The organism is Nocardioides sp., assembly GCF_036274455.1.
In the GTDB taxonomy this organism is placed as follows: domain Bacteria; phylum Actinomycetota; class Actinomycetes; order Propionibacteriales; family Nocardioidaceae; genus Nocardioides.
Genome location: NZ_DASUFR010000138.1, coordinates 1 through 13,579, shown reverse-complemented (window position 1 = coordinate 13,579; position 13,579 = coordinate 1). Strand labels below are relative to the sequence as shown.

17 protein-coding genes are annotated in these 13,579 nt (G+C 71.8%); 8 read left to right on the top strand and 9 right to left on the bottom strand.

Annotated features, from left to right (window positions below):
* The first annotated feature begins 43 nt into the window (after positions 1–43).
* The gene (nadA, locus tag VFV89_RS13475; protein WP_329706465.1) at positions 44–1,255 is read left to right on the top strand and encodes a quinolinate synthase NadA; all 1,212 of its coding nucleotides are present in this window, start codon (positions 44–46) and stop codon (positions 1,253–1,255) included.
* Positions 1,256–1,289: 34 nt separating this feature from the next.
* Positions 1,290–1,760: a VanZ family protein gene (locus VFV89_RS13470; protein WP_329706464.1), complete on the top strand. Its 471-nt coding sequence runs from the start codon at positions 1,290–1,292 to the stop codon at positions 1,758–1,760.
* Between the two features lie 10 nt (positions 1,761–1,770).
* Here VFV89_RS13470 and pspAB read toward each other — a convergent pair whose 3' ends face one another.
* From pspAB to VFV89_RS13450, 4 genes are read right to left on the bottom strand one after another with little or no spacing between them, the layout of a single operon-like run.
* Positions 1,771–2,343 carry a PspA-associated protein PspAB gene (gene pspAB, locus VFV89_RS13465; RefSeq protein ID WP_329706463.1) on the bottom strand — a complete coding sequence of 191 codons (573 nt, stop codon included), beginning with the start codon at positions 2,341–2,343 and terminating at the stop codon, positions 1,771–1,773.
* A gap of 25 nt (positions 2,344–2,368) precedes the next feature.
* Positions 2,369–3,298, bottom strand: coding sequence for a zinc metalloprotease HtpX (htpX, locus tag VFV89_RS13460; RefSeq protein WP_329706462.1), 930 nt, complete (start codon positions 3,296–3,298; stop codon positions 2,369–2,371).
* Between the two features lie 45 nt (positions 3,299–3,343).
* Positions 3,344–3,628, bottom strand: a complete 285-nt coding sequence (gene pspAA, locus VFV89_RS13455) for a PspA-associated protein PspAA (protein ID WP_329706461.1) — start codon at positions 3,626–3,628, stop codon at positions 3,344–3,346.
* Positions 3,625–4,434: a PspA/IM30 family protein gene (locus tag VFV89_RS13450; RefSeq protein ID WP_329706460.1), complete on the bottom strand. Its 810-nt coding sequence runs from the start codon at positions 4,432–4,434 to the stop codon at positions 3,625–3,627. Before VFV89_RS13450 ends, pspAA begins: the two co-directional genes overlap by 4 nt.
* A 104-nt stretch (positions 4,435–4,538) precedes the next feature.
* Between VFV89_RS13450 and VFV89_RS13445 the strand changes: the two genes are divergently transcribed.
* On the top strand, positions 4,539–5,123 hold the full coding sequence (locus VFV89_RS13445; protein ID WP_329706459.1) for a DUF3043 domain-containing protein: 585 nt from the start codon (positions 4,539–4,541) through the stop codon (positions 5,121–5,123).
* Between the two features lie 16 nt (positions 5,124–5,139).
* Positions 5,140–6,012 (top strand): hypothetical protein, encoded by an 873-nt coding sequence (locus tag VFV89_RS13440; RefSeq protein ID WP_329706458.1) that lies wholly within the window; start codon positions 5,140–5,142, stop codon positions 6,010–6,012.
* Here VFV89_RS13440 and VFV89_RS13435 read toward each other — a convergent pair.
* Both VFV89_RS13435 and VFV89_RS13430 read right to left on the bottom strand, forming a co-directional pair.
* A complete protein-coding gene (locus tag VFV89_RS13435; protein WP_329706457.1) occupies positions 6,009–6,647 on the bottom strand; it encodes a TetR/AcrR family transcriptional regulator in 639 nt (212 codons plus the stop codon). The genes VFV89_RS13440 and VFV89_RS13435 overlap by 4 nt on opposite strands.
* Positions 6,644–7,042 carry a hypothetical protein gene (locus tag VFV89_RS13430; RefSeq protein WP_329706456.1) on the bottom strand — a complete coding sequence of 133 codons (399 nt, stop codon included), beginning with the start codon at positions 7,040–7,042 and terminating at the stop codon, positions 6,644–6,646. The genes VFV89_RS13435 and VFV89_RS13430 overlap by 4 nt, the downstream gene beginning before the upstream one ends.
* Before the next feature lie 85 nt (positions 7,043–7,127).
* Between VFV89_RS13430 and VFV89_RS13425 the strand changes: the two genes are divergently transcribed.
* Entirely contained in the window at positions 7,128–7,685 is a 558-nt protein-coding gene (locus VFV89_RS13425; RefSeq protein ID WP_329706455.1) for a GNAT family N-acetyltransferase, read from the top strand.
* 86 nt (positions 7,686–7,771) lie between these two features.
* On the opposite strand, the gene dapB is transcribed toward VFV89_RS13425, so the two are convergent.
* Positions 7,772–8,527, bottom strand: coding sequence for a 4-hydroxy-tetrahydrodipicolinate reductase (gene dapB, locus VFV89_RS13420; protein ID WP_329706454.1), 756 nt, complete (start codon positions 8,525–8,527; stop codon positions 7,772–7,774).
* Between the two features lie 60 nt (positions 8,528–8,587).
* On the opposite strand from dapB, the gene VFV89_RS13415 reads away from it, so the two are divergent.
* From VFV89_RS13415 to VFV89_RS13405, 3 genes are read left to right on the top strand one after another with little or no spacing between them, the layout of a single operon-like run.
* Positions 8,588–9,103: a class I SAM-dependent methyltransferase gene (locus VFV89_RS13415; protein ID WP_329706453.1), complete on the top strand. Its 516-nt coding sequence runs from the start codon at positions 8,588–8,590 to the stop codon at positions 9,101–9,103.
* Between the two features lie 48 nt (positions 9,104–9,151).
* Entirely contained in the window at positions 9,152–9,790 is a 639-nt protein-coding gene (locus tag VFV89_RS13410) for a transposase (RefSeq protein ID WP_329706452.1), read from the top strand.
* 13 nt (positions 9,791–9,803) lie between these two features.
* Positions 9,804–10,364, top strand: coding sequence for a hypothetical protein (locus VFV89_RS13405; RefSeq protein WP_329706451.1), 561 nt, complete (start codon positions 9,804–9,806; stop codon positions 10,362–10,364).
* A 421-nt stretch (positions 10,365–10,785) separates the two neighbouring features.
* On the opposite strand, the gene VFV89_RS13400 is transcribed toward VFV89_RS13405, so the two are convergent.
* Both VFV89_RS13400 and VFV89_RS13395 read right to left on the bottom strand, forming a co-directional pair.
* A complete protein-coding gene (locus VFV89_RS13400; protein WP_329706450.1) occupies positions 10,786–12,036 on the bottom strand; it encodes a pitrilysin family protein in 1,251 nt (416 codons plus the stop codon).
* 77 nt (positions 12,037–12,113) lie between these two features.
* Positions 12,114–13,579 (bottom strand): polyribonucleotide nucleotidyltransferase (locus tag VFV89_RS13395; RefSeq protein WP_329706449.1); only part of this gene is annotated, 1,466 nt, incomplete at its 5' end.

Below are 13,579 nucleotides of genomic sequence, written 5' to 3'. Positions count from 1 at the left end.
GGCGGTGGTCGGCCCGCAGCCGGGCGTGCGAGACAATGGAGCCATGACCACGACGTCAACGCCCGCGACGACGACCGGCGCTCCCGGTGCAGGCACCGTCGACCTGCCCCTGCTCACGTTGGGCCGCGGCACCGACCCGTTCTCCGAGCGGGGCGTGGACTGCCCCGGCGCGCTGCCGGAGCCGTCCGACCCCACGCTGGTCGAGCGGGCACGCGCGGCCAAGGAGGCGCTGGGTGAGCGGGTGTTCGTGCTCGGCCACCACTACCAGCGCGACGAGGTCATCCAGTTCGCCGACGTCACCGGCGACTCGTTCAAGCTGGCGCGGGAGGCGGCCGCCCGCCCGGAGGCGGAGTTCATCGTGTTCTGCGGCGTGCACTTCATGGCGGAGTCGGCCGACATCTTGACCTCTGACTCCCAGAAGGTGGTCCTGCCCGACCTCGCCGCCGGCTGCTCGATGGCCGACATGGCCCGGCTGCGCCAGGTCGAGGACGCGTGGGCCGCGATGGAGGCCGCCGGCATCGCCTCCGACGTCGTCCCCGTCACCTACATGAACTCCTCGGCCGACATCAAGGCGTTCTGCGGCCGCAACGGCGGCGCGGTCTGCACCTCGTCGAACGCCCAGACCGCCCTGGAGTGGGCGTTCCAGCAGGGGTCGAAGGTGCTCTTCCTCCCCGACCAGCACCTCGGCCGCAACACCGCTGTGCTCAAGATGGGACTGTCTCTCGACGACTGCGTGGTCTGGGACCCGCACCGGCCCAACGGCGGCCTCACCGACGAGCAGCTGCGCGACGCGCGGATGATCCTGTGGCGCGGCCACTGCTCGGTCCACGGCCGGTTCTCCGAGGACACCATCCCGGAGCTGCGCTCCAGCATCCCCGGCGTCCAGGTGATCGTGCACCCCGAGTGCAAGCACGAGGTGGTGCTCGCCGCCGACCAGGTCGGGTCGACCGAATACATCATCCAGACCATCGAGGCGGCGCCCTCCGGCTCGGCCTGGGCGGTCGGCACCGAGCTCAACCTGGTCAAGCGGCTGGCCGCCGAGCACCCCGACAAGCGGATCGTCTTCCTCGACCGCACCGTCTGCTACTGCTCGACGATGAACCGCATCGACCTCCCGCACTTCGTGTGGGCGATGGAGTCGCTGGTCGACGGCGTCGTCGTCAACCAGATCGAGGTCGACGAGGACACCGAGAAGTGGGCCAAGGTCGCGCTCGACCGGATGCTGGCCCTGCCCGGCAAGACCTATCGGGACTGACACTCGCGACCACCCGTTCGGCAGACTGGTGGCCGTGCTGCACCGTCACCCGTTCCTGAGCCTCCTCACGGTGGCCTACCTGGCCTTCGTGGGCTGGGTGACGCTGACCCCCGGATCCGAGGCACCGACCCAGAGCGAGCTGGTGCTGCGGGTCCTGGCGCGGCTGCAGCGCTACCACCACCTGGAGTGGCTGACCTACGACCGGGCCGAGTACCTCGCCAACATCGCCCTCTTCGTGCCGGTCGGGCTGTTCCTGCTGCTGCTCTTCGGCACCCGGCTCTGGTGGCTGGCCGTCGTCGCCGCCATCACGCTCACCTCGTTCATCGAGACCGTGCAGAGGAGCATCCCGGGCCGGGTCTCCGACGAGCGGGACATCGCCGCCAACACCATCGGGGCCGTCATCGGCGTCGTGGTCGGCCTGGTGCTCACCCTGCCGGCCACATTGCGCCGCTGGGCCGCCGAGGACGAGCGGCAGCGGACCCGCGAGCTCGCCGGGCGTCGCTAGGACGTTGGGGTCAGAGCCCCGGCGCGCCCCAGAGCGCCAGCCAGCCGGACAGCTCCGGCTCGATCGGCAGCTCGTCGCGCAGGGTGTCGCGCACCTGCAGCTCGAGCAGGTTGTCGCGCTGCTGCTCACCGGTGGGGGCGAAGGGGTAGAAGGTCCCCTTCTTGTAGAGGTAGACCAGCCCGACCCTCCGGCCGGACGGGTCCGCGAACGGGATCAGCGAGCACAGCAGCCCGGGCCCGAAGCCCTCGGACTCGAGCGTCGTGTTGACCGCGTGGAGGTCCGTGCACAGCCCTCCGGTGTCGTCGGGGTCCCTGTGCACCTGCAGCCAGGTGAACCCGTAGGAGTCGGTGCTGATCTGGACCTCGGGGGCGTCCGCGGCACCTCTCAGCAGCGCGACGATCTCGTCCTGGGTCTGGTGGAACCCCGCGCCCGCAGCCGCGCGGAAGCAGACCGAGCCGTCACCCGTCGGGTTCAACCCCGCAGCCGTCTGCAGCGTGATCGCCGCGCTGGGCACGAGGAACAGCGCGTCGAGGTTGGCGCGCTTGGGCCGGCTCCGGCCGGTGATCGTGTCCCAGAGACCCACGCGACGACGGTACGACGCCCGGCGGTCAGCTCGACGGCCGGCTGAGCTCGGCCTGGATCTTGGCCAGCTGGTCGAGCCGCTGCTCGAGCGTCGGGTGCGTCGCGGTGAGTGTCTTGAGGGAGATCCCGCCGATCGCCGGGACGATGCAGAGGGCGCTCGCGGCGCTCACCTGGCGCAGGTCGCGCTGCGGGATCTGGTTGATGCCGCCGGTGATCTTGGTCAGCGCCGAGGCCAGCGCGTCGGGGCGCATGGTGAGGTAGGCGCCGGCCCGGTCCGCGGCCAGCTCGCGGTAGCGCGAGAGCAGTCGGAGCAGCACGAAGCTCACGGCGTACACCGCCAGGCTGAACAGCAGCACGAACAGCCAGACCGGCATGCCGCCGACGTTGCCGCGCCCTCGGCCCCCGAAGAAGCCGAAGGCCCCGAACCGGGCGCCCTGGCCGAGCATCCCGGCCGCGATGCCGGCGCTCGAGGCCACGGTCATCACCAGGACGTCGCGGTGCGCGACGTGCGACAGCTCGTGGGCTAGCACGCCCTCCATCTCCTCGGCGGTGAGCATGCCGAGGATGCCCGTGGTCACGCAGACCACCGCCCGGTCGGGCGAGCGGCCGGTCGCGAAGGCGTTGGGAACGTCGGTGTCGGCGATGCCGACCCGCGGCTTGGGCATGTCGGCCAGTGCGCACAGCCGGTCGATCACCCCGTGCAGCTCGGGAGCCTCCTCCGGCGTCACCTCACGGGCGCGCATCGCCCGCATCGCGACCTTGTCGGAGTTGGCCCACTGGTAGACCGCGACGCCGATGCCGCCCAGGCCGATCAGGACACCGAGGCCGGGTGCCCGCATCCCGACGAGCAGGCTGAGCCCCACGACGAGGACAACGAAGAGTCCGCCGAGGAGGAACATGACCGTGGTCATGCGCGCAGTCAGCCCGGCGTCGCCGACGAAGCGAGAACGTGCCATGTCACCAGTCTCCCGCGCCGACCCAAGAAGAACCTGTGGGCGACCTCAGCCGGGGATGAGCCCCTCGTCACTCTCGTCGAGCATCGCGCGGACCTCGTCGATGGTGGCGTCGGCCGGCGGGAGGATCATGTCGGACTCGTCCAGGCTGTCGGCGGGGTGCGCGACACCGACGCTGCGTACGCCGTCCAGGAGCTCGGCCAGCGCTGCCGCGAAGGCCGCCTCGTCACCCGCGTCGACCGCGCCCTCGAGGGCGGCGTCGAGCTCGTTGAGCCGGTCCAGTGCGTGGTCTGCGACGTCGTACTGCCCCTCGCCCAGGATCCGGATGATCACGACTGGCCTTCCGTGCCCGGCTCGGACGCCGTCTGCTCCTTGTCCGGCTCGGTGTCGAGGATCGCGCTGTCGTCCGGGGCCGCCTCGATCGCGTCGGGCTGGTTCGGGGCGGAGATCCCCTTGAGCCGGGCCAGCTCCTGCTCGACCTCGGCCTGAGAGCTCATCGCCTCGAGCTCACGGGTGATGTCGTCGCCGCGGTTGAGCGAGGTGGCGTCGTCCAGCGCGCCCGAGGCGATCAGCTCGTCGACCGCGCTGGCCCGCGCCTGCATCTCGGCGGTCTTGTCCTCGGCCCGCTGGATGGCCAGTCCGACGTCGCCCATCTCCTCGCCGATGCCCGACATCGCCTCGTTGATCCGGGTCTGTGCCTCGGCGGCGGTGTAGGTCGCCTTGATCGTCTCCTTGCGGGTCCGGAACGCCTCCACCTTCGCCTGCAGCCGCTGCTGGGCCAGGGTGAGCTTCTCCTCCTCGCCCTGGAGCTGGGCGTACTGGGTCTTCAGGTCGTTGATCTGGCTCGTCAGCCCCGACTTGCGGGTCAGCGCCTCGCGGGCGAGGTCCTCGCGGTTCATCTGGATCGACTTCTCGGCCTGGTCCTGGAGCTTGGCCGACTGCTGCTCGAGCTGGGCGATCTGGAGCTCGACGCGCTTGCGGCTGGTCGCCACGTCGGCCACGCCCCGGCGCACCTTGGAGAGCAGGTCGAGCTGGCGCTGGTAGCTGTAGTCGAGGGTCTCGCGCGGGTCCTCGGCGCGGTCGAGCGCCTTGTTGGCCTTCGACCGGAAGATCAGGCTGATGCGCTGCCACAGGCTCATTGCGGACGGGTCCCTCTCGTTCGGCTTGGTGCACCTCACCCTACGGCGGCATCGCAAGACGCCGGTAGGCTCGGGGGACCAGACAGACCCGAGCAGAGGCACACGTGTTCCGTCGTACCAGACAAGAGGTCGCCACCCCTCCGGTGGAGGAGGCCAGATCATCCGGCAAGGGCCGTCCCACGCCGACCCGCAAGGAGGCCGAGGCCGCGGCCAAGGCGCGCGCGAAGCCGCCGCGGACCCGGCGCGAGATCGCGGCGGCTCAGCGCTCCACCCGCAACGAGTCGAGCTCCCGGGTGCGGCAGGGCATGCGCGCCGGCGAGGAGAAGTACCTCCTCCCCCGCGACAAGGGCCCGGTCCGCCGGTTCATCCGCGACTTCGTGGACAGCCGGTTCAGCTTCATCGAGCTGATCATCCCGCTGCTGGTGGTCACGATGGTGTTCGGCTACTCCGGCAACGACACGCTGAGGTCGATCGGCAACTCGGTGCTGTTCGGGTCGGTGCTGCTGGTGGGGCTCGACCTGTTCGTGCTGCGCTTCCGGATCCGCAAGCAGCTGGCGGAGAGGTTCCCGAGCGAGCCGACCAAGGGCACGACCTACTACGCGGTGACCCGCGCGATGCAGATGAGGTTCATGCGCCTGCCCAAGCCGAAGGTCAAGATCGGTCAGGAGCTCCCCGAGCACTACCGGTGACGGGGACGCCACGTCCGTGACCCTCCTGGGAGTCGCCCTCGGCCTGCTGTCCGCCACGATCTTCGGCGTCGCCGCCGTCGTCCAGGCCCGCGCGGTGCGTGGCTTCGGGTCCTCCCCCCAGGGGCTCTCGGCGTTCGTCGGGCGCTCGGTCCGCGACGCCCGGACCATGGCGGTGGTCGCGGCGTACCTCGTCGGTTTCGTCCTGCACGCGGTCGCGATCTGGCTGCTGCCGCTCTACCTCGCGCAGGCGCTGGTGGCGATGTCGCTCCCGGTCACCGCGCTGGCCTCGCACCGCGTCGAGGACCGGCTGCACCGCACCGGCTGGGCCGCCGTCGCGGTGGTCACGCTGGGCCTCGTGCTGCTCTCGCTCGGCGCGGGCGAGCCGGGCGAGGTGCAGACGACCACGACGTTCGTGGCGGCCCTCTGGGCCGGCGTGGCCGCGCTTGCGCTCGCGTCGACGGCCCACCGGCACCTCAACGGACCGCTGCTCGGACTGCTGGCCGGGCTCGGGTACGCCGGCTCGGCGATCTCGGTCCGCGGCGTCGGTACGCCGGTGGGCGCGGTGGTCGTCCTCGCGGCACTGGCGGTGCCGTCGTTCAGCCTGGTCGCCTTCTGGCTCTACTCCCTGGGCATGCACCGCGCCGCCGTGCCGTCGACCTCGGCCGCCCTGATCGTCGCCCAGACGTTCGTCCCCGCCGCCGTGGGTGTCGCCCTGCTCGGCGACGGGGTGCGCGAGGGCTGGTGGCCCGCGGTGACCGCCGGCCTGCTGCTCGCGACGAGCGGGGCCGCCTTCCTGGGCTGGCACAGCGCGCCCACCGGCCCCGATCCGTCTGCCGCCACGGAGGCTGGGACGCCAGGCCGGACCGCAGACGAATCGTTGCCGGGCTAGGACGTCGAGCGCTTCCCGCTCCGGCGGCGGAGCCGGGCGCGGACCGCGCGGCGCGCGACCGGTCCGAGGTCGTCGACCGCCTCGACCAGCACGCCGAGCCGTTCGAGTGCGGCCAGCGCGGCGGTGGCGCCGTCGGCGTCGACGCCCTCGTAGAGCTCGAGGCCGATGAACGCCGCGCTGAACGCCCGCGCCAGGCCGTCGGCGTCGACCACGTCGGCCAGCGGGCTGGGCGCCAGCACCCGGCGTACGACGGCCTCGACCTCGCTCCTCCAGAGGTCGAGCGCGTAGCGCGCGGTCCGGGCCAGCACCTCGTCGCGCTGGGCCCCCGCCATCAGCTGTGCCATCACCGCGACGTTGCCGGTGGTCCGCTCGTGCGCGTGCACCTCCTCGCCGAGCGCCAGGAGGCCACCCAGCGAGTCGACGGCGGCGAACCGCTCGCGATAGTGGGCCACGCTCTGGTCGGACAGCGCCCGGGCCGCCGCCTCGACCAGCTCGCTCACGGTGCCGAAGTGATAGAAGACCAGCGCCTGGTTGACCCCCGCCCGGGTCGCCACGCTGCGCGCGGACAGGTGGGCGATACCGTCCTCGACCAAGGCCTCCTGAGTGGCCAGGAGCAGCTTCTCGCGGGTGCTCACGTCGCCGTCCTTCGCCTGCCGAACAGCACCCAGCGACCGGCCACGGAGCCGACGATCGCACAGACCCCACCGAAGGCTGCGGCTGCCCACACCGTCTCGGTCGCGACCAGGGCAGCCACGAAGCCGGCGGTGGCGGCCACGCCCAGGCCGGTGATCGCGCCGTACCGCGGCTCGGCAACAGCCGGGCTCACGATCGCGAGGAGGATCGCGGACGGGACACCCACCACAAGGCCGACGAGCGCACCGATCCAGCCGGCGAGGCCGAGGGCGACGTACGCCCCAGCGGGAGAGCCGTTGCCCACGGCGATCCCGACGAGTGCGACGCCGACCGCAAGGCCACACGCCGCGCCTGCGAGTGGTGCCGCGACCAGGCCGCGCAGCAGAACCACGATCATCCAACCCTCCATTTGAGCAGTGGCTCAAACACTACCCACCCGTTTGAGCAACTGCTCAAATGTGTTCACCTGAGAGGATCAGGCCATGAGCAGCCCGGGTGCCGACGTCTCCGTCCGGATCGCCTGGGCCGACGACGCCCCCGCGATCGCCCGGGTGCAGCTGCGCACCTGGCCCGAGCTGTACGCCGGCCTGGTGCCGGCCGAGGCGATCCCGTCCGGGCCGGAGGCGGAGGGCGCGGCGGCCGCGGCGTGGGCCGAGTCGCTGCAGAAGCCCGGCGACGCGCGCAACCGGGTGCTGGTCGCGCTCGAGCGCAACCGGGTGGTCGGGTTCGCCATCACCGGGCCGGCCACCGACCCCGACCGCGACCCGGTCGCCGACGCCGAGCTGCGCGAGCTGACCGTCGATCCCGGCGAGCGGGGCCAGGGCCACGGCTCCCGGCTGCTGCAGGCGGCGGCCGACACGATGGCGGCCGACCGGTTCGGCCACGCGGTGACCTGGGTCATGGCCGGCGACGACGCGCTGCTGTCGTTCCTCACCGGCGCGGGGTGGGCCACCGACTCCGCGCACCGCGAGCTCGACCTCGACGGCACGGGCGCCGTACGGGTCAAGCAGGTCCGGCTCCACACCCGGCTCGCGGGATAGTCCCAGACGTTTCCAGCACCTCTCCCGAGGGAGGCCGGTGAGGAACGGCTGGGACTATCCCGGCGAGGTCAGCTGTCTGCTGCTCGTCAGCCGAGGTCGAGGACCTGCTCGAGGCCGACGGTGAGCCCGGGCCGGTCGCCGATCGCGCGCAGGCCGGCGAGCACGCCGGGCATGAAGGAGACCCGGTCGAGCGAGTCGTGGCGGATCGTGAGCGTCTCCCCCGGCGCCCCCAGCAACACCTCCTGATGGGCAACGAGCCCCCGGACCCGCAGCCCGTGCACGTGGATGCCGTCGACGGTGGCGCCCCGGGCGCCGTCGAGGCCGGTGGTGGTGGCGTCGGGCACCGGCGGGAGCCCGGCCTCGCGGCGGGCGGCGGCGATCAGCTCGGCGGTCCGTCGCGCGGTGCCGGACGGCGCGTCCGCCTTGTCGGGATGGTGCAGCTCGACCACCTCGACGGACTCGTAGAAGGGCGCGGCCGCGGCGGCGAAGCGCATCATCAACACCGCGCCGATGGAGAAGTTGGGCGCGATGAGGACGCCGACCCGGGGAGCCTCGGCCAGCCAGCCCTCGACCGTGGCGAGCCGCTCCGCGTCGAAGCCGGTGGTGCCGACGACCGCGTGGATGCCGTGGCCGATGCAGAACTCGAGGTTGCCCATCACCGCGTCGGGGTGGGTGAAGTCGACGACCGCCTCGGCCGCGGAATCGACGAGCGTCTGGAGCCGGCCGTCCGCGTCCAACGCCGCGACGAGCTCGAGGTCGGAGGCGGCCTCGACCGCGCGGCACACCTCGGCGCCGACCTTGCCCTGGGCCCCGAGCACGCCGACGCGTCGTACGGCCGTCACGGTGGAGAACCTACCGGGAGGCCGCTGACCTGCGCCGGAGGGTCTGGCAGGGTGGGGTCCATGGCGGTGCAGACGATCCCGGCCCGGATCAGGTGGGCCGTGGACTTCATGGACGTCCAGCCGAACGACCACATCCTCGAGATCGGCTGCGGACCGGGCGCCGGCGCCGAGCTCATCTGCGCCCGGCTGCAGACCGGCAAGCTGTTCGCCATCGACCGCTCCGAGTCCGGCGTGGACCGCACCCGCCGGCGGTGCGCGAAGTTCATCGAGGCCGGCCGGCTCACCGTGCGCCAGATCGACCTGGCCACGCTCCGGGTGCCGGTGAAGCGGCTGACCAAGGTCTTCGCCTTCAACGTCAACCTGTTCTGGGTCCGCGACTGCGCCGACGAGGTCGCCCTGCTGCACGAGCGGGTGCTGCCCGGCGGGTCGGTCTTCCTCTTCTACGACGCCACCCGCGCCGAGCAGGTCCCGACCATCGTCGAGAAGTCGTCCGCTGCGCTGCAGGCTGCCGGCTTCCGGGTCTCCGTGGTGGAGCAGAAGGCGCCCGCGGTGGTGGGAATCATCGGCAAACGGTGAAGGATATTTCCTGAACTGCGCTGACATTAGGCTATTTCCTGATGTAAGGTGACTTCAGATCACGATCTGAAGTCCGAGGAGGTACGCCGGATGCGTGCGGCCGTGCTGACCATCGACCAGCGGGGCTCGAGCCGCGACGCCGACCGGGTCCCCGAGACCCTGTCCCGCCTGGCCGACGTCGGGATGCTGCGCGCCTTCGAGCGGACCGCCGGCGACGAGTTCCAGGGCGTCCTCGACCAGCCCGACGCCCTGGCCACGGTCGTGGAGCGGCTGCTGCGCGAGGGGACCTGGAGCATCGGCATCGGCATCGGCGAGGTCGAGGAGCCGCTGCCCGAGAGCACCCGGGCCGGCCGCGGACCGGCGTTCGTCTCCGCGCGCGAGGCGGTGACGGCCGCCAAGTCCGCACCCTGGCGGCTCCGGGTGGCCGGCGACGATCCCGGCGTCCGTGCCTTGGAGACCACGCTCTGGCTGTGGGCGTCGGTGCTCGGCCGGCGTACGAAACGGGGCTGGGAGGTTGCCGACCTGGCCGACACCGGTGCGTCCTACGACGAGATCGCCAGGCGGCTCGGCGTCACCCAGTCCGCGATCAGCCAGCGCGCGCAGGCGGCCGGGATCGTCGAGGGACGACGCGCCCGCGAGCTGGTCGCCGACCTCGTCGGTGGCCTGCTGCAGGATCGGAAATCATGATCGCCGGAGAGCCATGACCGCCGACAACACCACCCAGCTCGTGCTGGCCCTGCTCGGCTTCGCGCTGGTCGCGGCCGCGTTCGGCTGGTCGGCCTACGGCCGCGCGATCTGGCCGCCGGTCTCGGCCCTGGCCCTCGCGTCGGCCGCGGTGATCGCGGCAGTGGCCGACGAGATCTCGGCCGGACGGGTCGAGCTCACGATCCTGGTTGCGTTGGCCGGGCTGCTGGCCGTGGTGGGAGGCGGCCCGGTCACGACCCGCATCTTCGGGATGGTCGATCGGCAGGACGTCGACCGCCAGGACGACGAGTCCCAGACCATCGACCAGGCCGGCCAGGTGCTGCGCGGCGGCGCCTGGATCGGGGCGCTGGAACGGCTCGCGGTCTTCGCCGGCCTCGCGGCCGGCTTCCCCGAGGGCGTCGCCGTGGTGCTGGCACTCAAGGGCGTCGGCCGCTTCCCCGACCTGCGCGGCGACCGAGGATCGGGCGCGGCCACCGAACGGTTCATCATCGGCACCTTCACCAGCGTGCTCTGGGCCGCGGCTTGTGCCGGGATGGTGGCCCTGGTCCGGCGGTAGTCACCGACGAAATGGCCCTAGAACCTGGCGACATTGGTCCAGAACGTCCGTTACTACCCGTACTCCCCGACACCACGAGGCACGAGCAGGGCCGTGGGTTCTGTAGCGACCCATCCGCTTCTGTGCCGAGATCTCGGCACAGAAGCTCAGCGGTCCCCGGATATCCGGTGACCCCGACGTTTCCCGTGGGTGCCCGCGCGCCCACCAGCACCGGTCGGTGGGTTTGCGGAGGGAGATTGGCACCTGGTGCCGGAGATCCTCGGCAAAGCCGGGGTTCGGCGGTTTTGCACCGCATCTCGGCGTCCTGGCTGGCCAAGTGGGGTGCAAGTCCCCGGAACACGCCCCGGGCGGCCGCGCATGCGGGGCGGAGCTTGCTCCGCCCTTGCGCGCCGGTGGCCGTCCGGGCTGGCTCCCGGCGGTACTACGCCGGCCCGACGATCGCCAGGATCTCGGGCTTGCCGAACACCTGCCGGGCGATGCCCTGCACCTCCTCGAGGGTGACGCCCTCGATGCGGTCCATCACCTCGCCGATGCCGAGCAGCTCGTCGTGGACGAGCTCGGCCTTGCCGATCCGGGACATCCGCGAGCCGGAGTCCTCGAGCCCGAGCACCAGTCCCCCGCGCAGCTGACCCTTTCCGCGGGCCAGCTCCTCCTCGGAGATGCCGTGGGCGGCGACGCGGGACAGCTCGGTGCGGACCACGGCCAGCACCTCGTCGAGCTTGTTGGGCAGGCAGCCGACCGAGACGCCGACCAGCCCGGAGTCGGCGTGGTGGCTGGCGAAGGAGAAGACCGAGTAGGCGAGCCCGCGGCGCTCGCGGACCTCCTGGAACAGCCGGGACGACGTACCGCCACCCAGCGCGGTGTTGAGCACGCCCAGCGCGAACCGGCGGTCGTCGTTGCGGTGCACGCCCTCCATGCCGAGCACCAGGTTGACCTGCTCGAAGGGCCGGGTCGCCTCGACCACGCCGGGGTGCACGGGGACCCGCTTGGCGCCGTGCCGCGGCTGGACCGGCTTCTCGTCACCCCGGAGCCAGCCGCGCCGGCCGAACGCCGCCCGCACCATCTTCACGACCTCGCCGTGGTCGAGGTTGCCGGCGGCGGCGACGACCATGTTCGCGGGCCGGTAGTGGCGCTGGTAGAACCGCGCCACCTGCGCGCGGCTCAGCGACTCGATCGAGCCGACGGTGCCGGCGATCGGGCGGCCGAGCGGCGCCCGGGGCCCGTAGGCCTGCTCGGCGAAGAGGTTGTGGACGACGTCGTCGGGGTCGTCGTCGTGCATCGCGATCTCGTCGAGGATCACGTCGCGCTCCGCCTCGACGTCCTCGGGGGTGAGGAGCGAGGAGGTGATCATGTCGCCGAGCACGTCGACGGCCAGGGGCAGGTCGTCGTCGAGGACCCGCGCGTGGAAGCAGGTGTACTCCTTGGCGGTGAAGGCGTTGAACTCACCGCCGACCGCGTCGAGCGCGATCGAGATGTCGAGGGCCGAGCGCTCGCTGGTGCCCTTGAACAGCAGGTGCTCCAGGAAGTGCGAGCAGCCGTGGAGGGTCGGCGACTCGTCCCTCGATCCGACGCCGACCCAGACGCCGATGCTGGCCGAGCGGACGCCGGCCAGCTGCTCGGTGATGACGCGCAGGCCGCCGGGCAGGACGGTACGCCGGACGCGTGAGGTCACGCGTCCGGCGCCGTCAGTCTCCGTCTGAAGGGTCCGGGTCGCCCCGGCCCGCAGCGCGGTGGTGCGGGCAGCCAGGATCAAGCCTCGACCGACTCCGTCGCCTCGGCCTCCGCCGGGGCATCCGTGCCGTCGGCGGTCGGGCTGTCGGCGTCCTCGACCACCGGGACCAGTGAGAGCTTGCCGCGGTCGTCGATCTCGGCGATCTGCACCTGGATCTTCTGGCCGACCGACACCACGTCCTCGACGTTCTCGACCCGCTTGCCGCCGGCCAGCGGGCGCAGCTTGCTGATGTGCAGCAGGCCGTCCTTGCCCGGGAGCAGCGAGACGAAGGCGCCGAAGTTGGTCGTCTTGACGACCGTGCCGAGGTAGCGCTCGCCGACCTCGGGCATCGTCGGGTTGGCGATCGCGTTGATCGCGGACCGCGCCGCCTCGGCCGCCTCGCCGTTGGTGGCGCCGATGTAGATCGTGCCGTCGTCCTCGATGGAGATCGAGGCCTCGGTGTCGTCCTGGATCTGGTTGATGACCTTGCCCTTGGGACCGATCACCTCGCCGATCTTGTCGACCGGGATCCTGATGGTGATGATCCGCGGCGCGGTCGGCGACATCTCCTCGGGCGCGTCGATGGCCTCGGCCATCACGTCGAGGATCGTCATCCGGGCGTCGCGCGCCTGCTGGAGCGCCTGCGCCAGCACCTCGGCGGGGATGCCGTCGAGCTTGGTGTCGAGCTGGAGCGCGGTCACGAACTGACGCGTGCCGGCGACCTTGAAGTCCATGTCGCCGAAGGCGTCCTCGGCGCCGAGGATGTCGGTGAGCGCGACGTACTGGGTCGAGCCGTCGATCTCACCGGACACCAGGCCCATCGCGATGCCGGCGACCGGCGCCTTGAGCGGCACGCCCGCCTGCAGCAGCGACAGCGTCGAGGCGCAGACCGAGCCCATCGAGGTCGAGCCGTTGGAGCCCATCGCCTCGGAGAGCTGGCGGATCGCGTAGGGGAACTCCTCGCGGTCCGGCAGCACCGGCAGCAGCGCCCGGCGGGCCAGCGCACCGTGGCCGACCTCGCGGCGCTTCGGCGAGCCCACCCGGCCGGTCTCACCGGTGGAGAACGGCGGGAAGACGTACTTGTGCATGTAGCGGCGCGACGTCTCCGGGGAGAGCGTGTCGAGCTTCTGCTCCATGGTCAGCATGTCCAGCGTGGTGACGCCCAGGATCTGGGTCTCGCCACGCTCGAACAGCGCCGAGCCGTGCACCCGCGGCAGCACGCCGACCTCGGCGGACAGCGTGCGGATGTCGGTCAGGCCACGACCGTCGATGCGGACCTTGTCGCGGAGCACGCGCTGGCGGACCAGCGACTTGTTCAGCGAGCGGAACGCCGCACCGATCTCCTTCTCGCGACCCTCGAACTGGCCGGCCAGTGCGGCCTTGACCTCGTCCTTGAGCGCGTCGGTCGCGGCCTCGCGCTCCTGCTTGCCGGCGATGGCCTGCACCTCGGCGAGCCGGGCACCTGCGTGCGCGTCGACGGCGGCGTAGACGTCGTCCTGGTACT